At 72.0% G+C, this 18,826-nt stretch carries 23 protein-coding genes and 2 pseudogenes; 9 read left to right on the forward strand and 16 right to left on the reverse strand.

Going from position 1 to position 18,826, the window contains the following annotated elements; all coding sequences use genetic code 11:
- The first annotated feature begins 6 nt into the window (after positions 1 to 6).
- Positions 7 to 1,461: a PAS domain-containing protein gene (locus ACWC2B_RS10010; RefSeq protein WP_450715985.1), complete on the forward strand. Its 1,455-nt coding sequence runs from the start codon at positions 7 to 9 to the stop codon at positions 1,459 to 1,461.
- On the opposite strand, the pseudogene ACWC2B_RS10015 reads toward ACWC2B_RS10010, so the two are convergent.
- A pseudogene (locus ACWC2B_RS10015) lies at positions 1,418 to 2,206 on the reverse strand (RNA polymerase sigma factor SigF); the annotation flags it as partial. The gene ACWC2B_RS10010 and the pseudogene ACWC2B_RS10015 sit on opposite strands and share 44 nt — an antisense overlap.
- Before the next feature lie 308 nt (positions 2,207 to 2,514).
- On the opposite strand from ACWC2B_RS10015, the gene ACWC2B_RS10020 reads away from it, so the two are divergent.
- The 3 genes from ACWC2B_RS10020 to ACWC2B_RS10030 all read left to right on the forward strand — a co-directional run bounded on the left by ACWC2B_RS10020 (position 2,515) and on the right by ACWC2B_RS10030 (position 4,865).
- Positions 2,515 to 2,910, forward strand: a complete 396-nt coding sequence (locus ACWC2B_RS10020; RefSeq protein ID WP_450715986.1) for a CBS domain-containing protein — start codon at positions 2,515 to 2,517, stop codon at positions 2,908 to 2,910.
- A gap of 147 nt (positions 2,911 to 3,057) precedes the next feature.
- A complete protein-coding gene (locus ACWC2B_RS10025; RefSeq protein WP_450715987.1) occupies positions 3,058 to 4,527 on the forward strand; it encodes a phosphatase PAP2 family protein in 1,470 nt (489 codons plus the stop codon).
- 170 nt (positions 4,528 to 4,697) lie between these two features.
- Positions 4,698 to 4,865: a DUF5670 family protein gene (locus ACWC2B_RS10030; protein ID WP_450715988.1), complete on the forward strand. Its 168-nt coding sequence runs from the start codon at positions 4,698 to 4,700 to the stop codon at positions 4,863 to 4,865.
- Positions 4,866 to 4,873: 8 nt separating this feature from the next.
- Here the strand turns inward: ACWC2B_RS10030 and ACWC2B_RS10035 are convergent, their stop codons facing one another.
- The 10 genes from ACWC2B_RS10035 to ACWC2B_RS10080 form a co-directional block, all read right to left on the reverse strand.
- Positions 4,874 to 5,143, reverse strand: a complete 270-nt coding sequence (locus ACWC2B_RS10035; RefSeq protein WP_053728774.1) for a gas vesicle protein K — start codon at positions 5,141 to 5,143, stop codon at positions 4,874 to 4,876.
- Between the two features lie 101 nt (positions 5,144 to 5,244).
- Positions 5,245 to 5,460 carry a gas vesicle protein gene (locus ACWC2B_RS10040; RefSeq protein WP_450715989.1) on the reverse strand — a complete coding sequence of 72 codons (216 nt, stop codon included), beginning with the start codon at positions 5,458 to 5,460 and terminating at the stop codon, positions 5,245 to 5,247.
- Complete coding sequence (locus ACWC2B_RS10045; RefSeq protein ID WP_450715990.1) at positions 5,457 to 6,251, reverse strand: GvpL/GvpF family gas vesicle protein; 795 nt, start codon at positions 6,249 to 6,251, stop codon at positions 5,457 to 5,459. The genes ACWC2B_RS10040 and ACWC2B_RS10045 overlap by 4 nt, the downstream gene beginning before the upstream one ends.
- Before the next feature lie 10 nt (positions 6,252 to 6,261).
- Positions 6,262 to 6,708: a gas vesicle protein gene (locus tag ACWC2B_RS10050; protein WP_450715991.1), complete on the reverse strand. Its 447-nt coding sequence runs from the start codon at positions 6,706 to 6,708 to the stop codon at positions 6,262 to 6,264.
- Positions 6,708 to 6,962 carry a gas vesicle protein GvpG gene (locus ACWC2B_RS10055; RefSeq protein ID WP_450715992.1) on the reverse strand — a complete coding sequence of 85 codons (255 nt, stop codon included), beginning with the start codon at positions 6,960 to 6,962 and terminating at the stop codon, positions 6,708 to 6,710. Before ACWC2B_RS10055 ends, ACWC2B_RS10050 begins: the two co-directional genes overlap by 1 nt.
- 4 nt (positions 6,963 to 6,966) lie before the next feature.
- Positions 6,967 to 7,683, reverse strand: a complete 717-nt coding sequence (locus tag ACWC2B_RS10060; protein ID WP_450715993.1) for a GvpL/GvpF family gas vesicle protein — start codon at positions 7,681 to 7,683, stop codon at positions 6,967 to 6,969.
- Positions 7,680 to 8,099, reverse strand: coding sequence for a gas vesicle structural protein GvpA (locus ACWC2B_RS10065; RefSeq protein WP_406505133.1), 420 nt, complete (start codon positions 8,097 to 8,099; stop codon positions 7,680 to 7,682). Before ACWC2B_RS10065 ends, ACWC2B_RS10060 begins: the two co-directional genes overlap by 4 nt.
- A gap of 162 nt (positions 8,100 to 8,261) precedes the next feature.
- Positions 8,262 to 8,540, reverse strand: coding sequence for a gas vesicle protein GvpO (locus tag ACWC2B_RS10070; protein WP_450715994.1), 279 nt, complete (start codon positions 8,538 to 8,540; stop codon positions 8,262 to 8,264).
- A gap of 192 nt (positions 8,541 to 8,732) precedes the next feature.
- Positions 8,733 to 9,485 carry an MBL fold metallo-hydrolase gene (locus ACWC2B_RS10075; RefSeq protein WP_450715995.1) on the reverse strand — a complete coding sequence of 251 codons (753 nt, stop codon included), beginning with the start codon at positions 9,483 to 9,485 and terminating at the stop codon, positions 8,733 to 8,735.
- Positions 9,486 to 9,588: 103 nt separating this feature from the next.
- Positions 9,589 to 10,005 (reverse strand): phage holin family protein, encoded by a 417-nt coding sequence (locus ACWC2B_RS10080; RefSeq protein WP_450715996.1) that lies wholly within the window; start codon positions 10,003 to 10,005, stop codon positions 9,589 to 9,591.
- Positions 10,006 to 10,186: 181 nt separating this feature from the next.
- On the opposite strand from ACWC2B_RS10080, the gene ACWC2B_RS10085 reads away from it, so the two are divergent.
- Positions 10,187 to 11,020 (forward strand): class I SAM-dependent methyltransferase, encoded by an 834-nt coding sequence (locus ACWC2B_RS10085; RefSeq protein ID WP_450715997.1) that lies wholly within the window; start codon positions 10,187 to 10,189, stop codon positions 11,018 to 11,020.
- A gap of 107 nt (positions 11,021 to 11,127) precedes the next feature.
- Positions 11,128 to 11,478: a VOC family protein gene (locus ACWC2B_RS10090; RefSeq protein ID WP_450715998.1), complete on the forward strand. Its 351-nt coding sequence runs from the start codon at positions 11,128 to 11,130 to the stop codon at positions 11,476 to 11,478.
- 77 nt (positions 11,479 to 11,555) lie between these two features.
- Here ACWC2B_RS10090 and ACWC2B_RS10095 read toward each other — a convergent pair whose 3' ends face one another.
- Together ACWC2B_RS10095 and ACWC2B_RS10100 are read right to left on the reverse strand one after the other, a co-directional pair.
- Positions 11,556 to 13,523 carry a DUF5107 domain-containing protein gene (locus tag ACWC2B_RS10095; protein WP_450715999.1) on the reverse strand — a complete coding sequence of 656 codons (1,968 nt, stop codon included), beginning with the start codon at positions 13,521 to 13,523 and terminating at the stop codon, positions 11,556 to 11,558.
- A 101-nt stretch (positions 13,524 to 13,624) separates the two neighbouring features.
- A pseudogene (locus ACWC2B_RS10100) lies at positions 13,625 to 13,845 on the reverse strand (arginase family protein); the annotation flags it as partial.
- Positions 13,846 to 14,032: 187 nt separating this feature from the next.
- Here ACWC2B_RS10100 and ACWC2B_RS10105 point away from each other — a divergent pair.
- Entirely contained in the window at positions 14,033 to 14,374 is a 342-nt protein-coding gene (locus ACWC2B_RS10105; protein ID WP_450716000.1) for a DUF6204 family protein, read from the forward strand.
- Between the two features lie 14 nt (positions 14,375 to 14,388).
- On the opposite strand, the gene ACWC2B_RS10110 is transcribed toward ACWC2B_RS10105, so the two are convergent.
- The gene (locus ACWC2B_RS10110) at positions 14,389 to 14,526 is read right to left on the reverse strand and encodes a hypothetical protein (RefSeq protein ID WP_450716001.1); all 138 of its coding nucleotides are present in this window, start codon (positions 14,524 to 14,526) and stop codon (positions 14,389 to 14,391) included.
- Positions 14,526 to 14,768, reverse strand: coding sequence for a LapA family protein (locus ACWC2B_RS10115; RefSeq protein WP_450716002.1), 243 nt, complete (start codon positions 14,766 to 14,768; stop codon positions 14,526 to 14,528). Before ACWC2B_RS10115 ends, ACWC2B_RS10110 begins: the two co-directional genes overlap by 1 nt.
- 177 nt (positions 14,769 to 14,945) lie before the next feature.
- Between ACWC2B_RS10115 and ACWC2B_RS10120 the strand changes: the two genes are divergently transcribed.
- The gene (locus tag ACWC2B_RS10120) at positions 14,946 to 15,677 is read left to right on the forward strand and encodes a GntR family transcriptional regulator (protein WP_450716003.1); all 732 of its coding nucleotides are present in this window, start codon (positions 14,946 to 14,948) and stop codon (positions 15,675 to 15,677) included.
- Between the two features lie 44 nt (positions 15,678 to 15,721).
- Complete coding sequence (locus tag ACWC2B_RS10125) at positions 15,722 to 16,825, forward strand: adenosine deaminase (RefSeq protein ID WP_450716004.1); 1,104 nt, start codon at positions 15,722 to 15,724, stop codon at positions 16,823 to 16,825.
- On the opposite strand, the gene ACWC2B_RS10130 is transcribed toward ACWC2B_RS10125, so the two are convergent.
- On the reverse strand, positions 16,806 to 18,653 hold the full coding sequence (locus ACWC2B_RS10130) for a CocE/NonD family hydrolase (RefSeq protein WP_450716005.1): 1,848 nt from the start codon (positions 18,651 to 18,653) through the stop codon (positions 16,806 to 16,808). The genes ACWC2B_RS10125 and ACWC2B_RS10130 overlap by 20 nt on opposite strands.
- Positions 18,654 to 18,826 lie beyond the last annotated feature (173 nt).

The following is an 18,826-nucleotide window of genomic DNA, read 5'->3' on the forward strand; positions in this document are numbered from 1 at the left end:
TCTCCCATGACGCAGACGGAGGACGAATTCGGCGAGGAGCTGGCGGATTTCGTCAGACGGGTGGGTGAGCTGCGCACCGCACGCGCCCGCCCGGTGGGTGAGCAGTTGACGGTTCTGGACGCGGCACTCTTCGAACTCCAGCATGTGGCCGAGCAGTTGTGGCCCCGGTACGAGCGGATCCTGGCCGGGGCGGGGGCGCCCTCGCCCGTCGAACGGCAGGAACGGCAGCTCCTCAAGGCCCTGTTCCAGCGGCTTCCGCTGCCGGTCGCGCTGGTCGACCGGGAAACCGTCGTACGCCGGTTGAACTTCGCGGCGACCGGCCTCACCGGGGTCCGTGCCGGGTACGCCACCGGGCGGCCGCTCGCGGCGCTGCTCACGCCCGGCGACCGGGCGGCGTTCCGTTCACAGGCCGCCGCGGTGGCCAGGGGCGAGGGCGACCGGGGGCTCACCGTCCATCTCCAACAGCGCCCGGAGGAGCCCCTGTTGGCGACCCTGACCGCACTGCGTCCGCCGGACGAGCCGCAGCCCGCGGTGCTCGTGGTGTTCCAGGCGGGCAGCGCCCGGGGCTCGGCCGCCGCTCCCCCGCCGCCGGAGGTTCCCGACCTCGCCGAGTCGACCCGGCACGCCGAACTCCTCGACCTGGTCGACCGCATGGCGTCCACACTGCTCCAACTGCCGCCCGGGGAACGGCAGTCGGCGCTCGCCGGGGCCGCCCGGGTGCTCTGCGGGCGGTTCGCCGACTGGATCGTGGCCGACCTCGTCGACGGGGGGCTGCGGCGCGTAGTGGTCCTCGGCCCGTCGGACCCGGCCGCGGCTCCGCTCCTGCACGCGATGGCCGGCCAGGATCCGGCGAGCTGCCCGTTGGTCCTGGAGGCGGCGCGGGCCGGGAACGGGGCGCTCCAGGTGCAGCCCGAGGACATCGAGGGCTTCGGCCACGACCCGTCGGGCACCCCGGTGCTCGCCCGCGCCGAGGTGTCGTCCCTGATGTGCGTGCCGCTGGGCGCGCCGGGACCCGTGGCGGGAGTGCTCACCCTGTTCCGCACCGGATCGGCGCGCCCCTTCTCGATGGCTGAGGGACAGGCCATGGATGTGATGTCCCGTCACATCGCGCTGGCTATGCGGCGTCCGGCTCCTGACGGGCCCGACCGTTCTGACCTTCCTGAGGGTCCTGATGCGCCCTTCGGACCTGACGGTCCGCCAGATCCCGCTCCGTGCACGACAGTTGGTCCGCCCGATGAGTCCTGCGCGTCCGCGTCGCCCTCGGCGGAGCCGTCGCCCTCAGCTTCGTCTTCGCCGGCTCGTCCGGCTTCGGATCCGCGTCCGCCGCGGCCTCGTCCCGCACAGCCACGGCGGCCGGCCTCGACGGCGGCCGGTGATCGTCACGCAGATCCCGCAGGACCTGGTCCCGCGGGGTCTGGTCCCGCAGGGCCTGGTCCCGCAGACGGCCGCAGCAGCGCGTGATCAGCCGGGACACGTGCATCTGCGAGATGCCGAGGTCCTCGGCGATCCGGCTCTGGGTCATGTCCCGGAAGAACCGCATGTAGAGGATCTTCCGTTCGCGCTCGGGGAGGCAGCTGAGGCCGGGCTTGACGGCCTCGCGGTCGACGACGATGTCGAGGGCCGGGTCGGAGCTGCCGAGTGAGTCGCTCAGGGTGTATCCGTCCTCTCCGCCCGGGAGTTCGGCGTCGAGGGAGAGCGCGCTGAAGCTGTCGATGGCCTCAAGGCCGGCCCTGACTTCCTCCTCGCTCATCCCGGTGTGCGCGGCGAGTTCCGCCACGGTCGGCCGGTGGGATCCGGCGTTCGAGGCGAGTTCCTGGGTCGCGGCCCGCACCCGGCTCCTCAGGTCCTGGACGCGGCGCGGCACATGGAGCGTCCACATGTGGTCGCGGAAGTGCCGCTTGATCTCGCCGGTGATGGTGGGCACGGCGTAGCTCTCGAACGCGGCGCCCCGGGACGGGTCGTACCGGTCGACGGCCTTGACAAGGCCGAGCGCCGCGACCTGGCGGAGGTCCTCCAGGGCCTCGCCCCGGTTGCGGAAGCGTCCGGCGAGCCGCTCGGACATGGGCAGCCAGGCGCGGACGAGTTCCTGGCGCAGGGCGTCCCGTTCGGGTCCATCGGGCAGTGCCGCGAGGCGCTCGAAGGCGGCGGCGGTCCTGGGTGCGTCGTCGTGCGGGTGCCTGTGCTTCGCCGTGGTGTTGGTACGCATATGCGGTCCAGCTCCCTGAAACGGTGCGGCGGATGGTTGTCACCGAGGGAGCCTTCGGCCGGGCAGCGTGACACGCCCGGAGCGGACAGCCGCTCCCACGGACGTGCCTCCGGTCCGAAGCACGAGGTTCGCCTGCCCCGGCCCCGCGGGACCAAACGTGCCCGTTCGCGAAATGGCGCGGAAAGCGTGTTTCCGCCCGGTCGGACCCTGGTACCCGTTCCGGGGCACGGTGGCCGACGCCGACGCAGGGGCCCAGGCCGGGCGAGGCCGACCGACCATGGAGATCAAGAGAAACGGGGCGCGCAGCCATGGCACGTTTCGTGCGGGAAGTGATGACGGCGGGCGTCACCGCCGTGCCGCCCGATGCCTCACTGGTGGAGGCGGCGCAGCTGATGCGGGCCCAGGACATCGGAAACGTACTGGTCACCAGGGCCGGCCGGGTCATCGGGGTGCTCACCGACCGGGACATCACGCTGCGGGCGGTCGCCGAAGGGGCCGATCCGCTGACCGTCAGCGCCCAGGCGGTGTGCACGCGGCCTCCGGTGTGCGTGGGCCCGGACGACGAGGTGGCCACCGCGGTGTCGCTGATGCGCCGGCACGCGGTGCGGCGACTGCCGGTGGTGGCGGAGGGGCGGCCGCTCGGCATGGTGAGCCTCGGCGATGTGGCGAACCATTACGACGCGGGCCCGACCGTGGAGTTCTGACGCGGTCCCCACCCTGGAGTGCTGGGGAACTTCCCAACAGTTCCAGGGACTTCTCAACTCCGGTGCCGCATCGTGCCCCTGTCGGGGCGGGGCGTCGGGCCCCAGGCGGGGCCGGTTGGCCAGGGGGCGGCCGGGTACTCGCGGGCCATGACGTACTCCCCTTGGCACAAGCGACTCGGCGCCCACGACCGGGCGCTGTTCCACTTCGCCGCCACCCGGCACTGGCCGGCCGCCGAGACCGTACTGCCGCGGCTGAGCCGGGCCGCCAACCACGGCGTGCTCTGGTTCGCGGCGGCCACCGCGATGGGCGCGACCCGTTCGCCCCGCGCCCGCCGCGCGGCGCTGCGCGGCGTCGCCTCGCTGACGCTGGCCTCGCTGACGGTGAACACCGTGGCCAAGCGCTCGGTGCGGCGGGCCCGCCCGCTGCTCGATGCGGTGCCGCTGGTGCGCCAGTTGAAACGCCACCCGATCACCACGTCGTTTCCCTCCGGGCACGCCGCGTCCGCCGCCGCCTTCGTGGCCGGCGCCGCCCTGGAGTCCCGTGCGTGGGGCGCGGCCCTTGCTCCGGTGGGCTTCTCGGTGGCGGCGTCCCGCGTGTACACCGGGGTGCACTATCCGGGCGACGTGGTGGCAGGCGCGGCCCTCGGGGTGGGCGCCGCACTCGCCGTACGCGGGCTCGTACCGACCCGCACCCAGCTTCCGCCGCCCGGCCGCCCGTACGCCGACGCGCCCGCGCTGCCCGCCGGCCAGGACTTGGTGGTCGTCGCCAACCGCGCGTCCGGCACCGCGCTCGCGAAGGCCGCGCTGGTGCGTGCGGCACTCCCGCTCGCCGAGGTCGTCGAGTGCGACCCCGATGATCTGCCCGCCTCCTTGGAGAAGGCGGCGGGCCGCGGCCGGGTGCTCGGGGTGTGCGGCGGCGACGGCACGGTCAACCTGGCGGCGTCCGTCGCGGCCCGTCTCGGCGTGCCGCTCGCCGTGTTCCCCGGCGGCACCCTGAACCACTTCGCCCTCGACCTCGGCATCGAGGAGGTCCAGGACACCTGCCGGGCGCTGGTCTCGGGCGACGCGGTACGGGTGGACCTCGGCCGGTTCCGTCCGGGCCCGGGCGGCGCGGACGCCGGGTACTTCCTCAACACGTTCAGCCTGGGCGTCTATCCGGAGCTGGTACGGGTGCGGGAGCGCTGGTCGCCGCGGATCGGCAGCTGGGCCGCGGAAGTCCTCGGCGCATACGAAGTGCTGCGCGGGGAACGGCCGTTGAGGGCCGATCCCGGGGGCAGCCGCCCCGCGCTGTGGCTGTTGTTCGCGGGCAACTGCGTCTATCAGCGCCTGGGCCCGGCCCCCGTGCGCCGCTTCGACCTCGCGGACGGCCTGCTCGACGTGCGCGCGGTACGCGGCGGCCGACTGCCGGGCCTGCGCCTCCTGGCCGCCGCCCTGGCGGGCCCGCTGCACCGCTCCCCCGTCCACACCTCACGCACGATGACCCGCCTCAGGATCACCGGCCTGGCGCCGGGCACTTCATTGGCGTACGACGGTGAAGTGGCGGCGGCGCCGGGCGAGTTGACCGTGGACAAGCTCCCGGAGGCCCTGACGGTCTACCGGCCCCGGGTCCGCCCCTGAGACCGCCTCGGGCCCGAGAGGCGAAAAGAACCCAGGAGGCGAAAAGCACTCAGACGGAAAGGCTCGACTCGCTCGACTCGGCTCACAACTTCTGGCTCGGGACTTCCGACTTGAGGCTTTCGGCTTAGGCGAGGAATTCCGGGGAACTCGGATGCAAGGAGGTACACATCATGGTCCCGATTCTGCTTGTCCTGCTCCTCGCACTTCTTCTGTTCGGTCTCGGCTTCGCGGTCAAGATGCTCTGGTGGATCGCGATCATCGTGCTCGTCGTGTGGCTGCTCGGATTCCTGGTGCGTTCGACGACAGCGTCCGGCCGGTCGCGCTGGTACAGGTGGTAGCGGAAGGTTCAGGAACTCTCCCTCGGAAGCAGGGGGCCGAGCGGGCCGAGGTCGATATTGAGATCTTCCGGGCGCAGCCCGAATTTCGACCTCAGCTCGCTCATCCTGCTTTCCAGGAGCATCAGTGTGAGCCCGATCCGCTCTTCCTGATCCTCGGTGAGTTCGCCGGTCTCGACCCTGCGCAGGGCCTGACGCTCCATCAACTGCCGCAGTAGTTCGACGACGGTCAGGACCAGCCGTGCGAGATCGCGCTCCACGGTGTCGGGGTCGAGTTCCACCAGCCGTTCCGCCCGACGCCGGGGCCCTCCGCTCCCGTGCGCGTGGGGGCCCTTCCCCCTCACCCCGTCCACTGCGTCCGCCCCGTCCACCGCATCGCCGTTCACATCGACTCCTCACATGCCAACTCTTCAAAAGGGGACGGGACTTCGGCTCGGACCGAGCTGACGAGCGCGTTCAGGTCGATGCGTACGAGATCCACGTCCGCGATCCGCAGCGTGAGGTCGCCCGTGATGACCACGCCGCCGGCGAGCAGCCGGTCGAGCAGGTCCACCAGGGCGACCTCGCGCTGCGCGAGGGCTTCGCCGTCGCCGCTCACCGCTCCTCCTGCCCGTCGCCCGGTGCGCCGGCGAAGGAGTACGGCGCCCAGGGCCCGGTCAGCTCCACGCGTACGCCTTCGATGTGCGGGATGCGGTCCCGTACCGCCGCGACGAACTCCTCGCTCCGTTCGCGCGGGACCAGGTAGGCCGCGTTGAGCACGTTCTCGCCGGGCTCGCCGGACAGGCGTGCGTTCTGGGGGCGGTGCAGCCGCCCGGCCTCGGCGCGCTCGCACAGTTCCGCGTGCAGGGTGCGCGCGAGCGTTCCGGCGCGCCGCCAGGTCTCGTCTCGGGACTGCCGCTGGCCGAGCCGTCGGCGCAGGTAGTCCCGCCCGGTGGCTGCCTTCAACTCCCTTGCCGGTTCAGTCGGTTGCGCCTGGGCGTACACCTTGACGCCCCATTCGATGCGCCCGTCGAGGCGTTCGATGGCCGGTACGAAGCGGGCGCGTCCGGAGTCCAGCAGCCGCCGCACCCCGCTCCCGTCGCGGCACACGGTGGCGAGCCGGAGCGGCACGGGGCAGGTGACCGTGGCGAGCGCCGCGATCACCGCCTGGTGGACGCGGGCGGTCCGGCCGAGCCAGTCCAGGTCCTCCAGGTGGGCTTGGAGCGGGATGGCGTTGAAGTCCTCGGCGGAGACACGGCTCACCGCGGCACACAGGCCGCGGTGCTCGATCAGGCCGGGCGGCTCCCCGTCGAGCCCGCGCACCCCGTCGGGCAGCGCGGCGTCGAAGGGACGCGCCACGGCATACACATACAGCAACTCGCCTTCATGAACGCCATGGTCGCTATGCATGTTATGGACATCATTCATCGGCCACTGCCCCTTGTTCCTTCTTCGCGCTCGCCGACTCCCGCTCTTTCTTCACGCCCGTCGGCTCCTGTTCCTTCTTCGCGCTCGCAGCCCTTTTCTGCTGCGCCGCGCTCTCCGCGGTTTCGACGCTCCGCGCCGATTCCAAGGCGGCTATCCTTTCCTTCAACTCGTCGTTCTCTCTGGCGAGTTCGCGGCGGCGGGCGCCGGTGGAGAGGGCGGGGTCGTCCTCCCACCAGTCGATGCCCATTTCCTTCGCCTTGTCTATGGAGGCGACGATGAGCCGCAGTTTGATGGTGAGGAGTTCGATGTCGAGGAGATTGATGCGAATGTCCCCGGCTATGACGATTCCCTTGTCGAGGACGCGTTCGAGAATGTCGGCGAGGTTCGCGCCGCTGCCGTCGGGCGGGTAGGCGTCGGGAAATCGGGCGGGGGTCGCCATCAGTTCCTCCGGGGATCGGCGGCAGCGCGGGTGGAGTGTTCGAGGCGGTCGAGGAGCTCGTCCTCACGGCGGTCGAACTCCGCCTCGTCGATCTCCCCGCCGGTCAACTTCTGTTCCAGAGCGGCGAGTTCGCGTCGCACGGTCGCGGGGTCGTAGTACTGCCGCTCCGCCTCCGCGGCCACCCGGCCGAGCACCCAGAAGGTGCCGCGGACGGGTGCCGCGGGAAGCAGCAGCAGTTCCTTCAGGAGACCCACGCGCTCACCCCGTGAAGCTGTAGGGCGGCAGCGGGCCGTGGACCTGGAGGACCAGGTGCGGGGCGCGCTCGCGCAGGGCGTCCACGGCGGCGATGAACTCGGCCGTGCGCTCGCGCGGCACGAGGAAGGAGATGTTGGCCAGCCAGCCGGTGGACTGCGGCCCGGGGCTCCGCTCCTCGGAGGCGTCCTCAAGGGCGCGCTCCACCAGGACGGCGTCGGTCGCCTCGCGCTGCTGCACCGCGGCGGCGATGCGTTCGCCGAGCCGCAGTTTCTGTTCGTACGTGCCGCCGCCGGCCTTCCGGTTGGCGTCGCTCATGGCCCTCAACTCGGCGTTCTCCGCGAGGACTTGATGCAGCACGGCCTCTTCGTCGTGCGTGGCCTTCACGTTGTACTCGACCTTGCCGTCGAGTGCTTCGAGTCGCTCCAGGTAGCGCTTCTCGTGTTCGGCGAGCACGGCCCGTACGGCGTCGTCGTCGGGCGAGACCCCGCCGAACCGCATCGGCAGCACGGGCCCGCCCGCGCCCGCCTCGGCGAGGACGTTCTGGTGGGCGAGCAGATCGCGGCGCTTGGGCCTGAGCTCTTGAGGAGCGTCGCTGACCAGCGCCACCAGATCGCCCTGTTCGATGGTGCGGACCGGGCACGGCGGATCGCCGATGCCGCCCATCCGCTCCGGCAGCCGGCCGTGGCCGCGGCGGGCGATGCCATAGACGTACGTGGTCATTCCTGCTCCTCCTTCCGGCGCGACGCGGTGCGCCGGGCTCGCGGCCTGGGCTCCTGCTCGCCCTCCTCGCGGGCCTCCTTGAAGGCGTCGGAGATGGTCTGCGCGGCGCCCGAGAGCGCTCCCTTGGACTTGCCGCGGGCGCCGGACTCGGTGATCTCGCCGACCAGGTCGGGCAGTCCGGGGCTGCGGTGCGGGCCCGCCTCCAGGTCGAGGCGGTTGCACGCCTCGGCGAACCGCAGATAGGTGTCGACGCTGGCGACCACGACCCGTATGTCGATCTTCAGGATCTCGATGCCGACGAGGGAGACCCGCACGAACGCGTCGATCACGAGCCCCCGGTCGAGCACGAGCTCCAGTACGTCGTACAGGCCACTGGTGCCGCCGCTGCCGCCTTGCTGTGCCGGGACAACCGTCATGGTGTCCGGCCCTCCTTGTCTGTTGGCTTGTTGGCTTGTTGCCTTGTCGCGTTGTCGTCTGCCTTGTTGCCGTGTCGTCTTGTGGCTTCTGCTTCTTCCGCGCCCGGTGGCCCCTGTATGACTCCTGTAGGACCCCTGTAGGCCCCCTATGAGTGGGCGGGGTCAGTTGTTCCGGTCGGCCCGGCCGCGTTCGTACCTGCGCAGCCGCCGGTAACCGGTGAGTTCGCCGCGCGGGTCGAGGTCGACCTCGTACGAGGCGAGCAGGCTCATCGTGTCGGGGACCCGGGCGAGTTCGAGGACCTCGATCCTCAACTGCCAGCCGTTGTCGGAGCGTTCGAAGGACGAGACGGATTCGGCGGGCATGCCGATGAGTTCGGACAGCTGGGCGCGGGCGCCCCGCAGGACGTCCACCGCGCTCGGGTTCTCGGGTTTGTTGGCCATGTCACCTCGCGTGGTAGGCCTTCCGGGTAGCCACGGCGGGGCGGATCAAACCAGCGCGGGCGGGCCCGGCGCGAGGGGGTGGCACGAGGGGAGACACGGCAACGCCCGGCCGGGCGGCACGGTCGATCCGGGCCGCCCGCCGGGCGCGGGGGTGTGAGAGGTGTTGGGGGTGTTACTGCAACGGCTCCGGGGTCAGAGCGTGAAGCGTTCGGCCGGCTTGAGGAGGTGCAGCCGCTCGCCGAGCCCGGCCGCGCCGAACGCCTCGACGAGGGTGTCAGAGCCCTGGCTGAAGTGGGCCCAGTGCTCGAAGTGGAGCGGTACGACGTGCCGGGCGCCCAGGATCGCGGCGGCCTCGGCGGCGTCGGCGCTGGACAGTGTGAGGTAGGCGTCGATCAGCGGGGTGCGGGCGCCGCCCGCGAACAGCACGGCCACATCGACCGGCCCGAAGCGGTCGGCGATGCTCCGCACATGGTCGAGGGAGGCGTTGTCGCCGCTCACGTACACCGTGGGCAGGCCGTCCCCGTGCAGCACGAAGCCGGTCACCTCCCCGACCACGGGCTCGCAGCCCTCGGGGCCGTGCAGCGCGGGCACGCCGGTGATGCTCAACCGCCCACTGCGGTACGTCTCCCAGTTCGGCAGCACCGTGACGCGGTCGCCGAGCCTGCTGTGCGCGGCGGCCGTGGAGAGGACGACGGGAACGCGGTCGAGGTAGTCGCGGCCGGCGCCGTCGAGGTTGTCGGGGTGCTGGTCGTGCGAGAGCAGCACCAGGTCGGCGGCGCCGACCTCCTCGGCGTCGACGCCGGGACCCGCGCTCTTGACCAGCTTGCGGTCGCCCATCGGGTAGTCGCCGGGGGCGTCGAAGGTGGGGTCGGTCACCAGCCGCACCCCGCCGATCTCGATGACGGCGGTGGGACCGCCCACGTACTGGATGGCGAGGTCGCTCATGATTCCCTCCCGAGTGATCACTGCTCAGCAGGGAGACAACGAGCGCGGACGGCCGCTTGTTCCCTTCCCCCGGGCGGCCGCCCCGCCGCGTCTCCCCAGGTGGCTAGCGGCTCCTGTCGTGGGGTGCGCCGAGCGGGCCCCGGGGCGGTACGGGGGCGCCCGGCGGGACCATCGGCGGGATGACCGGGGCGCCGGGCGGCACACCGGGTTCCAGGGGCTGGGACACCGCGTCGGCGGGTGCGCCCCGACTCCTGCGGGCACCCCGGCTCAGCAGCACGGCGGCCCCGATCAAGAGCACCGCGATGATCAGCGCGGCCGCCCAGTAGGGCAGCGTCATCGCGAGGACGAGCAGCAGGAACGCGGTGAGCGCGGCGCCTCCGTAGAGCCCGGCCGCACCGGCTCCCGCGTACATCCGCGCGGCTCGGCGCTGTTTCCTGGTCTGTTCGCGCAGCTCGTCCCTGATGGCGTCCCGGACGACCTGGGAGAGCTGCTCCGGCAGGTTCGGCAGGTTCGTTTCCATGCCGGTCGAGTACCCGGATCGCGCCGCTGGATGTGCGGACGTTCGGCCATGGACCGTGGTCGGCCGGCCGCACTCCTGTGGTCCATATAGCAAGACGGCGATCTCAAAATCTGGCCGCTCGCTCTAAAGTGGCTCACCACCAGGGCAGTTCACGCTTCACCTCTCGGAGAGGAAGTCGCTCATGTCGCAGGAGACGCCCCCGGCCACGCCGGGCGAGACCGCCGTCTACACCCACGGCCACCACGAGTCCGTGCTGCGCTCGCACACCTGGCGGACCGCCGCCAACTCGGCGGCGTACCTCATCGGTGAACTGAAGCCGCACATGCGGGTCCTGGACATCGGCTGCGGGCCCGGCACCATCTCCGCCGACCTGGCCGCGCTGGTGCCGGACGGCCATGTGACGGCGGTCGACCACGCGCCGGGCATCGTCGAGCAGGCCCGCACGTACGCGGCCGGACGCGGCCTGGGCAACATGTCGTTCGCGGTCGCGGACGTCCACGCGCTGGACTTCCCGGACGACACGTTCTGCGTCGTGCACGCCCATCAGGTGCTGCAGCACGTCGGCGACCCAGTGCGGGCGCTGCGCGAGATGCGCCGAGTGACCAAGCCGGGCGGGATCGTCGCGGTGCGCGACAGCGACTACGGCGCGTTCACGTGGTTCCCCGAGACGCCCGCGCTGGACGGATGGCTGGAGCTGTACCACCGGGTGGCTCGCGCCAACGGGGGCGAGCCGGATGCCGGGCGGCGCCTCAAGTCCTGGGCGCTGGAGGCCGGTTACACCGACATCAGGGCTTCCGCGAGCACGTGGTGCTTCGCCACCGAGGAGGAGCGCGCGTGGTGGAGCGGACTGTGGGCGGACCGTACGGTCGCCTCCTCGTACGCGGGGCTCGCGGTCGACGGCGGGCACGCCACGGCGGACGAACTGACCGCGATCTCCGAGGCGTGGCGGTCGTGGGGCGCCCGGGACGACGCCTGGTTCATGGTGCCGCACGGCGAGATCCTCTGCCCCGTGTGAGCCGACGAGCCGGGCGGGCCGCCGCGAACGCCCCGCGCACGCGGCCCGCCGTCCGGGCCGGGCGGATCCCCTGCCGCGGGCGATCTCTCCCAACTAGGCTTCGGGACATGGAGATTCTGGGCACCACGCTGCGCATCTGCGTCGACGACCTGGAGAGCGCGATCGTTTTCTACGAGCGCGTCACCGGCAGTCAGGCGCTCCGCTTCGACCGCGGGGGCGTGTCCGTCGCCGCCGTCGGCGCCTTCCTGCTGATGAGCGGCCCCGAGGCCGAGCTCGAAGTGCTGAGGAAAGTGGCGGCGACGGTGGCCGTCAAGGACGTCGACGAGGCCCACACCACCCTCACCGCGGCCGGCGCGCACATCGTCGCGGGCCCTGTCCCGACCCCGGTGGGCCGCAACCTGATCGCCCTCCACCCCGACGGCTCGGTCTTCGAGTACGTCGACCGCAAACAGGCATAGCCGGCCGACCGCTGAAACCCTGCTCAGCCGCCAGGTCGCGGATGACCGCGTGGACCACCGTCCTGCGGGCCGGGCTCTTACCCCCCGGGCCGCATCCGGTAGTCGTAGCGGTCCGGGAGCGGGGCGTCGGTGAGGCGGGACCACACCTCGTTCAGGGTCTCCGCGCCCTCGCGCAGGTCGGCGACCTCGAAGCCCGCGTCGAAGAGGGCGCGGGCGGCGTCCGGCTCACCCTCCGCGAGGAGGAGCTGGGCCTCGACGAGCCGGAAGCGGCCGCGCTCGCGGACGGCGGGGCGCAGCCGGTCCCATATCGCCCGGGCGTCCGCCGGGCGGTCCGCGGTGAGCAGAGCCTCGATGGCCTCACGGCCGAGTGCGGCGTCAGCCGCGGTCCACGGCTCGCCGTCCCTGCGCTCGTCGCAGAAGTCGTCGTAGGCCTCGGCATAGCGGTCGGCGGCGCGGCTCGCGTGGCCGGACATCTGGTCGGCGACCGCGAGACAGCGCAGCAGCGGCCAGCGGGAGGGGGCGAGCGGCAGGCCGCGCTCCCAGCTGCGCACTGCCTGGGCGTGGTCGCCCGCATGCCACTGGGCGACGCCGAGGTGGTACTCGGTGAGCGGGTCGGCCGGTGCCGTCTCCAGCATGTCCCGCCAGTGCGGGGCGACCAGCGTGGGGCCGGGCGGGGTCACCTTGCGCGGCTCGGGGAGCACGCCGTTGTGCAGCAACTCAAGCCAGGGGCGCTGTTCCTGAGTGAGCGTCATCTCGTGGAACGGGGTGCCGGGCAGCTTCCCCCCCGTACGCAGGACTTCGAGGGCGCCCCAGCCCGATCCGGTGGCCAGGTACTCGCCCGGCTCGGCGTCGGCGAACGGGCGCCAGGCGGCGTACGCCTCCTCCACCGTGACGCGCGGAAGGGCGCGCTCCAGGCTGTCCTCGGTCTCGGCGCGGGCGGCCGCCCAGTCGGCGCCGTGCACCGGCGCCGGGTCGGCGGACAGCGGACCGTACGCCTCCAGCCAGGCGAACTCGCCGCCCGGGTCGAGCGGCACGTGCTCCAGCTGGGTGCGGGCGAGGCCCGCCTGTATCTCGGCGTACCCGGCGGTCCCCGGCTCGGTCAGCCACTCCTGCCAGCGGCGGCCGCCGCGCCCCGAGCCCCACAGGAACAGCTTGCGGCCGCGCAGGGTGTCCGTGGAGGTCTGAACGAGGCCGCGGCCGCTCTCGTCGAGGGAGGCGATCCAGCGGCGTGCGCCGTCGGGGACGTCGTAGAAATAGTCGGCGGGGTACTCGCTGCGCAGCGGGTACGTGCGGTCGATGCCGTCCGTGACGGGCACGGGCACGCGGCGCAGGGTGTGCTCGTACCCGAAGTGCCAGGCCTCGTCGGCCGGGGCGAGGACGCGGGTGCGCTCGCCCTCCTCGACGGCGATGTTGGACCACCAGTAGACGGGCGCCGTCTTCTCGTGCGGATTGCGGATGCGGACGCCCACGTACAGGAAGTCGGAGCCGTCGGGGAGCCAGAGGTCGACCTGGAAGGGGAGGTCGCGCAGCCGCTCCCACTCCCACAGGCGCACCATCTCGCCGCCGTCCGGGGCCGGGACGAGGGCCGCGTGGACGGGGGCGCAGGACAGGGTGGTGTGGCCGGTGGCGCCCATGTTCCACTCGATGCCGCCGGAGAACCAGGCGCCGTTCAGCGCGAAGTCGGCGGGCTGGAACACCGGGTTGACGTAGAGGAGTTCGCGGCCGGTCGGCTTGTGGAACAGGGAGTGGACGCGGCCGCCGAGGCCTGGCAGCACGGTGGCGCGCAGCCGGTCGTTCTCGATCACGATCGTGTCCAGCTCGACCGGGCCCCGCTCTCTCCCGTAGCCGTCGAGGACCCGTACGGGCAGCAGCGTCTTCAACGGTTCGTACCCGATCTGGCGGGCCATGTCCCGGGGCAGGCCTTCGCGGGCCCGCTCGTCGAGCCGGTGCGTCTCGTCGCGCGGCCGCAGCGCGGGCAGGGGGTTCGGCTCGCCCAACGGGGCGCCGGGCAGGGTCAGTACGGCACGTCGCACGGTCGTGGCCAAGGCAACCTCACTCCCTCGTACGGGGCTCCGGCAGCCCTTTCGGCCGATCCCCCGATGACCATGGAACACCGCGCCACTGACAACGGCCAGGGGACCCCCGCTCAGGATTGCGCAAAGGCGCCCACGACGAGCTCGGCGAGCAGCGCGCCGGCCGTGCCGTCCGGGTCCGGATCGGGGTCATGGATGGTGAGGTTGAACCCGACGCAGCGCTCTGACCGCACCAACTCGCGCAGAAGCGGGGCGAGTTCACCGGGTGGCAGGCGCCCGGGTCCGGACTGTCCACGGCGGGCACGACGGAGGGGTCGAGGACATCGGCGTCCAAGGGACGGGGGCGGTTGCTTCAAGGGCGCTTGTGGGACGGCTCGGGGCTTCGCCGTATAGCGGCCGTATATCGATCGACACGTTCCGATCGGTGGGCGACGATCTTCCCGCGACAGCGGTTCGGGCACAGAGGCTTCGGACGCGGAGACGCGGAGACGCGGACATGCGGTACGGAAGGACAGCAGGACATGAGCGAGCAGCACACCTACCGGGTCATCGTGCGCGGCGTGTGGGACGGGCTGAGCGAGGATTCACGCACGCGGCTGCTCGCGGAGGTCGACGACCATGGTCTGACCGCGATGACCTTCACCGAGGAGGGCTCGCTCACCTATGACCGGGCACTGAAGCACTTCTCGTGGCGCTACACCGTCGTCTCGGACGCCGCCGACGGCGAGGAGATGGCCGCGGCGATCGCCGAGGACAGGGCGGAGTCCGCGCTGGCGGCGCTGGGTCATGGGTTCCGCGAGCTGCGGTCGACCGTGACAGACCTCGACACGATGAAGATCAATTACAAGGGTGGGCGTCGGTAGGCCGTGTCCAATGGCTACGGCGTGCGGCTCATGCGGCTCAACGGCGGGCCGGCGACGACCGCCGCACCCTCGGCCAGGGCGGTGCCCGTCGAGGCCGCCGTCGCCAGGATCGGACCCGCCGTCACCGTCGCGGCGCGTGCCCGCGTGCGCATTACCTGCTCCGCCTCTTCATGAAGTAGCCGCCGCAGCACAGCCCCACCACGAACACCCCGAGCAGCGCGAGGTAGAGGGGCATCGAGACTTCGGGGATCAACAGCCGGATCTTGACCTGTCGCGTGTTCTCGAAGATGAAGACGAGCGCCAGGACGGCGAGGGCGAGGATCGCGATCCTGGCCGGTGTGAAGGCGCCGCCCGCTCTGCCCTGCGTGCTGCTCGACTCGTCCCTGGGGCTCATGACCCGGCCCTTTCCGCTGGTGCTGCCGTCGCTCCCTTCCGCCCAGGTTGACGGACACGCCGCTACGGGGTGCGGTGGAGCGGGCCGTACGGGTGAGCCCCTACGACCCCGGGCCGCCTTGTCAGACAAGTCGGGGCCGGGTCATGCTGGGCGTCCGGCATACCGAGGGGCAGGTTCATGGCCATGAGCGGGCAGCAGCGCAGGCCGGTCGTCGCGCTGTACGAGCGGATCGCGGACGCGATCCACGACGGCACCTATCCCCCGGGCTCCACCCTGCCTTCGGAGCCCAAGCTCGCGGGCGAGCTCGGGGTGAGCCGTCCCGCGCTGCGCGAGGCGCTGCTCCTGCTCCAGGAGGACGGGCTGCTCTCGGTACGGCGCGGGGTGGGCCGGACGGTGAACGACCGGCCGCCCCGGCGCGGCTTCGAACAGCTCCAGCCGCTCGACGACCTGCTCGGCCCGGTCCGGGTGCGGGCCCTGCTGCGCAGCCGCGAGGAGCCCACCGACTTCACCGCCCAGCACCTGCTCGCGCCTGCCGGGTCCGAGCTGCGGTTCTGGGAGTCGGTGCTGGTCGGGGAGGCTTTGGCGGTCGCACTCAGCCATGAGTGGGCGGCGCCGGAGGGCGTCCTGGAGAGGCTGCACCCCGCGTTCGGCGCGGCCCTGTCCGCCGAGCCCGCCGTCTCGATGCTCACCGTCCTCGCCGAGGCCTCGCGGGGCGTCCCGCTCACCGCGCACAGCGGGGTCAGCGCGACGCTGCTCGGCCGGCGCAGGGGCGAGCAGTTGGACCGCCCGGCGGACACCCCGGCCGTGCTGATCACCCAGGTCGTACGGGTCGACGGCACGCCGGTCATGGCCGCCAAGCACATGCTGCCGACGGGGGCGCCCGCGCTGCCGGTCCTCCAGTCCTCCTAGCACCCCGCAGGGCTCCGGCGCGACACGCTGTACACTCCCGCCTCATGCACTTGTCAGACAACCCTGCCGCCGCCGCTTCGGTCGCCCCCGCCGAGTGGATCCGCCGCGCTCCGAAGGCCGTCCTCCACGACCACCTCGACGGTGGCCTGCGCCCCGCCACCATCGTCGAGCTGGCCCGCGCCTGCGGGTACGCCGGTCTGCCGACCGAGGACCCGGCCGAGCTCGCGGTGTGGTTCCGCGACGCCGCGGACTCCGGCTCCCTGGAGCGCTACCTGGAGACCTTCGCCCACACCTGCGCGGTGATGCAGACCCGCGAGGCGCTGCACCGCATCGCGGCCGAGTGCGCCGAGGACCTGGCGGCCGACGGGGTCGTCTACGCGGAGGTGCGGTACGCGCCCGAGCAGCACCTGGAGGGCGGCCTGACCCTCGACGAGGTCGTGGACGCCGTCAACGAGGGCCTGCGCGAGGGCGAGCGCCGCACCGGCGGAAGGATCACCGTCCGTGCGCTGCTCACCGGCATGCGCCACACCCGGCGCTCCCTGGAGATAGCCAAGCTCACCGTCGCCCACCGCGACCGCGGGGTGGCGGGCTTCGACATCGCGGGCGGCGAGATCGGCAACCCGCCGGCCGAGCACCTGCCCGCCTTCCAGCACCTCAAGCGCCACAACTGCCACATCACCATCCACGCCGGCGAGGCCGTGGGCGCCGAGTCGGTGCACGAGGCGGTCCAGGTGTGCGGCGCCGAGCGCATCGGGCACGGCGTCCGCATCACCGACGACATCGCCGCGGACGGCACCCTGGGCCACCTCGCCGCGTACGTCCGGGACAACCGGATCGCCCTGGAGGTCTGCCCGACGTCCAACCTCCAGACGGGCGCCGCGCTCTCGTACGAGAAGCACCCGATCGACGAGCTGCGCCGGCTCGGCTTCACGGTCACCCTCAACACCGACAACCGCCTGGTGTCCGGCACGACCATGAGCGAGGAGTTCCAGCACATGGCGGACGCCTTCGGCTACGGCCCGGAGGTCTTCGAGGAGTTCACCGTCGCCGCGGTCGAGGCGGCGTTCCTGCCGCTGCCGGAACGCCGTCGCATCATCGACGCGATCGTGCGTCCCGGCTACGCGGCGATCAGTTCAACTTCCCACTGACCACGGGCAGTTGGAGCGTCCCCGGGTCACCGGGGGCACTCACGACGGTCACCGGCTTGATGCCCTTGTTGCCGAGGTAGGAGTCGTCGCTCGCGGCGACCACGAACTCGATGCGGTGCCCGGCCTCGTAGCGGTGCGCGATGCCGGGCAGCGCGACGGTGAACGGCTCGGTGACGTCGGGCACGCGCACCGGGGCGACCAGGCGGCGCACCAGCGTCTTGGTGCCGTCGGGCGCCACGTCGTACAACTTGGCGAAGAGGACCAGCTTGTCGGCGGCGTCACCGGAGTTCTGCACCTTCTCCGCCGCCGGTGAGGAGACCTTGAGGGTGGCCTTCGCCGAGCCGACCACGTCGACGGGCGCCGTCAGCGGGTCGGTGTCCCAGCCGAGGTAGGTGCCCGCGGTGTCGTACGGCACGGGGTCCGGCAGGCCGAGCATGCCCGCCAGCGGGCTCTCCGAATGGCTCGTCGGGACGAGCCAGTTGGTGTACGCGCGGCTGCCGCGCGCCACCTTCGCGCGGTTGTCGACGAGCTTGCCGTCGCCGGAGAGGTAGACCTTCTGTGTGAGCGGGGGCACCTTGGCAGCCTCCCCGTAGCCGCTCCGCCAGTCGCGGTAGTAGGCGAAGGCGGGCCCGGTGTCGGTCCTCTGCTTGCGGAGGTAGCGGTCGAACCAGGCCAGGATGCGCCGACCGGTGTAGCTGGTCTCCAAGTTGCCCAGGTCCACGTCGAGTTCACCGGGCGCCCGGCCGCCACTGTGGCCCCAGGACTGCCAGATCATCTTGGTCGTGGTGCCGTTCTCCTTCAGCGCCTCGTACGTCGCCGTCGCCTCGTTGAGGTTGAACAGGGCGTCGGTCTGGCCCTGGATGAGCAGGGTGGGCGCCTCGATCTGGTCGAGGTAGCCGACCGGGGACACGCTGCGGGCGTAGCGCTGCATCGCGGCGGTGGGAGCGGCCGGGTAGCTGCCCGAGTTGAGCAGCCCGATGGTCTTGCAGACGCCGGTCACGAAGTGCACACAGCCGAGCGAGCCCCAGCGGGACGGGTCGAGGTTCGGCAGCGTGATGGGCTGGCTCTCACCGATGAGGTAGAACCCGTTGGTCCACTGCCATTTGAAGGCTCCGGGCACATCGCGGTCGGCCACGTTGTTGGGGTCGAGCGCGTACGTCAGGTCGTTCCAGGTGATCATCGGGATGAGGGCGTCGACGCGGTGGTCGACGGCGGCCGTGGCCATCTGGATGGCGCCGCCGTACGAGCCGCCGATCATGCCGACGCGCGGGTCGCCCGGGTGGTCCTGGGTGACGTAGTCGATCCGGGTACCGTCGTCGGCGGCGCGGGTCCCGGCAAGGAAGTCGACGAGGCGGGACGCGGCGCGGCCGTCGAGACCCGGGTCGTCGAGGGAGATGAGGCAGCCCGACTTACCGAAGCCGAGCCCCGAATAGGCGAGCGCGACATAGCCGCGGGCGGCGAACGCCTTCGCGGTGGCGTCGGTCGAGCCGTCCGACTTGCTGCCCCCGAAGCCGTTGGTGGTGAGCACGGCGGGCGCGGGGTGGGCCTTGTCGACCCCGGCCGGGCGGTACACGTCGGCGTCGACGGCACAGGTCCGGTCCCCGACCCTGACGGTGAACCTCACCGCGGTGACGGTGACTTGGCCCTCGGCGGCGCCCCGCGACGCGGCGGCCGGTGCGGCGGCTGACGGCGCGGCCGCGAGCAGCGGTAGGGCGAGTGCGGCGCCGAGGGCGGTCGCCAGCGGTTTGCGGACTCTGGGCACGGTACGGCGACGGGTCACGGCGTCCTCCACGGCGAGCGAGCCTACCGATTGGTAGGTCGGGCTCATGCTGTGACACGTGCAAGTTCTGCGTCAACGACTGTGACACGGGCGGTTTGACGCGTTGTCGGACCGCTGAGGGTCGGCCGCGGCTCGTCGCTCTCCCGAAATCTCGGCTCCGCTCGAACAAGGGGACCCCCATCGCGGCGGAGCCGCGCCGTGTCACCGCCCCGCGCTCCTGA

It is taken from the genome of Streptomyces sp. NPDC001415 (assembly GCF_053597395.1).

What these genes read in the sequence shown, in the direction of transcription:
- ACWC2B_RS10085 (WP_450715997.1), top strand. Translation starts at nt 10,187, where the DNA reads ATGTCGCAGGAGACGCCCCCGGCCACGCCGGGCGAGACCGCCGTCTAC.
- ACWC2B_RS10050 (WP_450715991.1), bottom strand. Translation starts at nt 6,708, where the DNA reads ATGGCGACCCCCGCCCGATTTCCCGACGCCTACCCGCCCGACGGCAGC.
- ACWC2B_RS10045 (WP_450715990.1), bottom strand. Translation starts at nt 6,251, where the DNA reads ATGCATAGCGACCATGGCGTTCATGAAGGCGAGTTGCTGTATGTGTAT.
- ACWC2B_RS10060 (WP_450715993.1), bottom strand. Translation starts at nt 7,683, where the DNA reads ATGACCACGTACGTCTATGGCATCGCCCGCCGCGGCCACGGCCGGCTG.
- ACWC2B_RS10080 (WP_450715996.1), bottom strand. Translation starts at nt 10,005, where the DNA reads ATGGAAACGAACCTGCCGAACCTGCCGGAGCAGCTCTCCCAGGTCGTC.
- ACWC2B_RS10075 (WP_450715995.1), bottom strand. Translation starts at nt 9,485, where the DNA reads ATGAGCGACCTCGCCATCCAGTACGTGGGCGGTCCCACCGCCGTCATC.
- ACWC2B_RS10120 (WP_450716003.1), top strand. Translation starts at nt 14,946, where the DNA reads ATGGCCATGAGCGGGCAGCAGCGCAGGCCGGTCGTCGCGCTGTACGAG.
- ACWC2B_RS10090 (WP_450715998.1), top strand. Translation starts at nt 11,128, where the DNA reads ATGGAGATTCTGGGCACCACGCTGCGCATCTGCGTCGACGACCTGGAG.
- ACWC2B_RS10115 (WP_450716002.1), bottom strand. Translation starts at nt 14,768, where the DNA reads ATGAGCCCCAGGGACGAGTCGAGCAGCACGCAGGGCAGAGCGGGCGGC.
- ACWC2B_RS10020 (WP_450715986.1), top strand. Translation starts at nt 2,515, where the DNA reads ATGGCACGTTTCGTGCGGGAAGTGATGACGGCGGGCGTCACCGCCGTG.
- ACWC2B_RS10065 (WP_406505133.1), bottom strand. Translation starts at nt 8,099, where the DNA reads ATGACGGTTGTCCCGGCACAGCAAGGCGGCAGCGGCGGCACCAGTGGC.
- ACWC2B_RS10070 (WP_450715994.1), bottom strand. Translation starts at nt 8,540, where the DNA reads ATGGCCAACAAACCCGAGAACCCGAGCGCGGTGGACGTCCTGCGGGGC.
- ACWC2B_RS10110 (WP_450716001.1), bottom strand. Translation starts at nt 14,526, where the DNA reads ATGCGCACGCGGGCACGCGCCGCGACGGTGACGGCGGGTCCGATCCTG.
- ACWC2B_RS10010 (WP_450715985.1), top strand. Translation starts at nt 7, where the DNA reads ATGACGCAGACGGAGGACGAATTCGGCGAGGAGCTGGCGGATTTCGTC.
- ACWC2B_RS10130 (WP_450716005.1), bottom strand. Translation starts at nt 18,653, where the DNA reads ATGAGCCCGACCTACCAATCGGTAGGCTCGCTCGCCGTGGAGGACGCC.
- ACWC2B_RS10125 (WP_450716004.1), top strand. Translation starts at nt 15,722, where the DNA reads ATGCACTTGTCAGACAACCCTGCCGCCGCCGCTTCGGTCGCCCCCGCC.
- ACWC2B_RS10105 (WP_450716000.1), top strand. Translation starts at nt 14,033, where the DNA reads ATGAGCGAGCAGCACACCTACCGGGTCATCGTGCGCGGCGTGTGGGAC.
- ACWC2B_RS10025 (WP_450715987.1), top strand. Translation starts at nt 3,058, where the DNA reads ATGACGTACTCCCCTTGGCACAAGCGACTCGGCGCCCACGACCGGGCG.
- ACWC2B_RS10030 (WP_450715988.1), top strand. Translation starts at nt 4,698, where the DNA reads ATGGTCCCGATTCTGCTTGTCCTGCTCCTCGCACTTCTTCTGTTCGGT.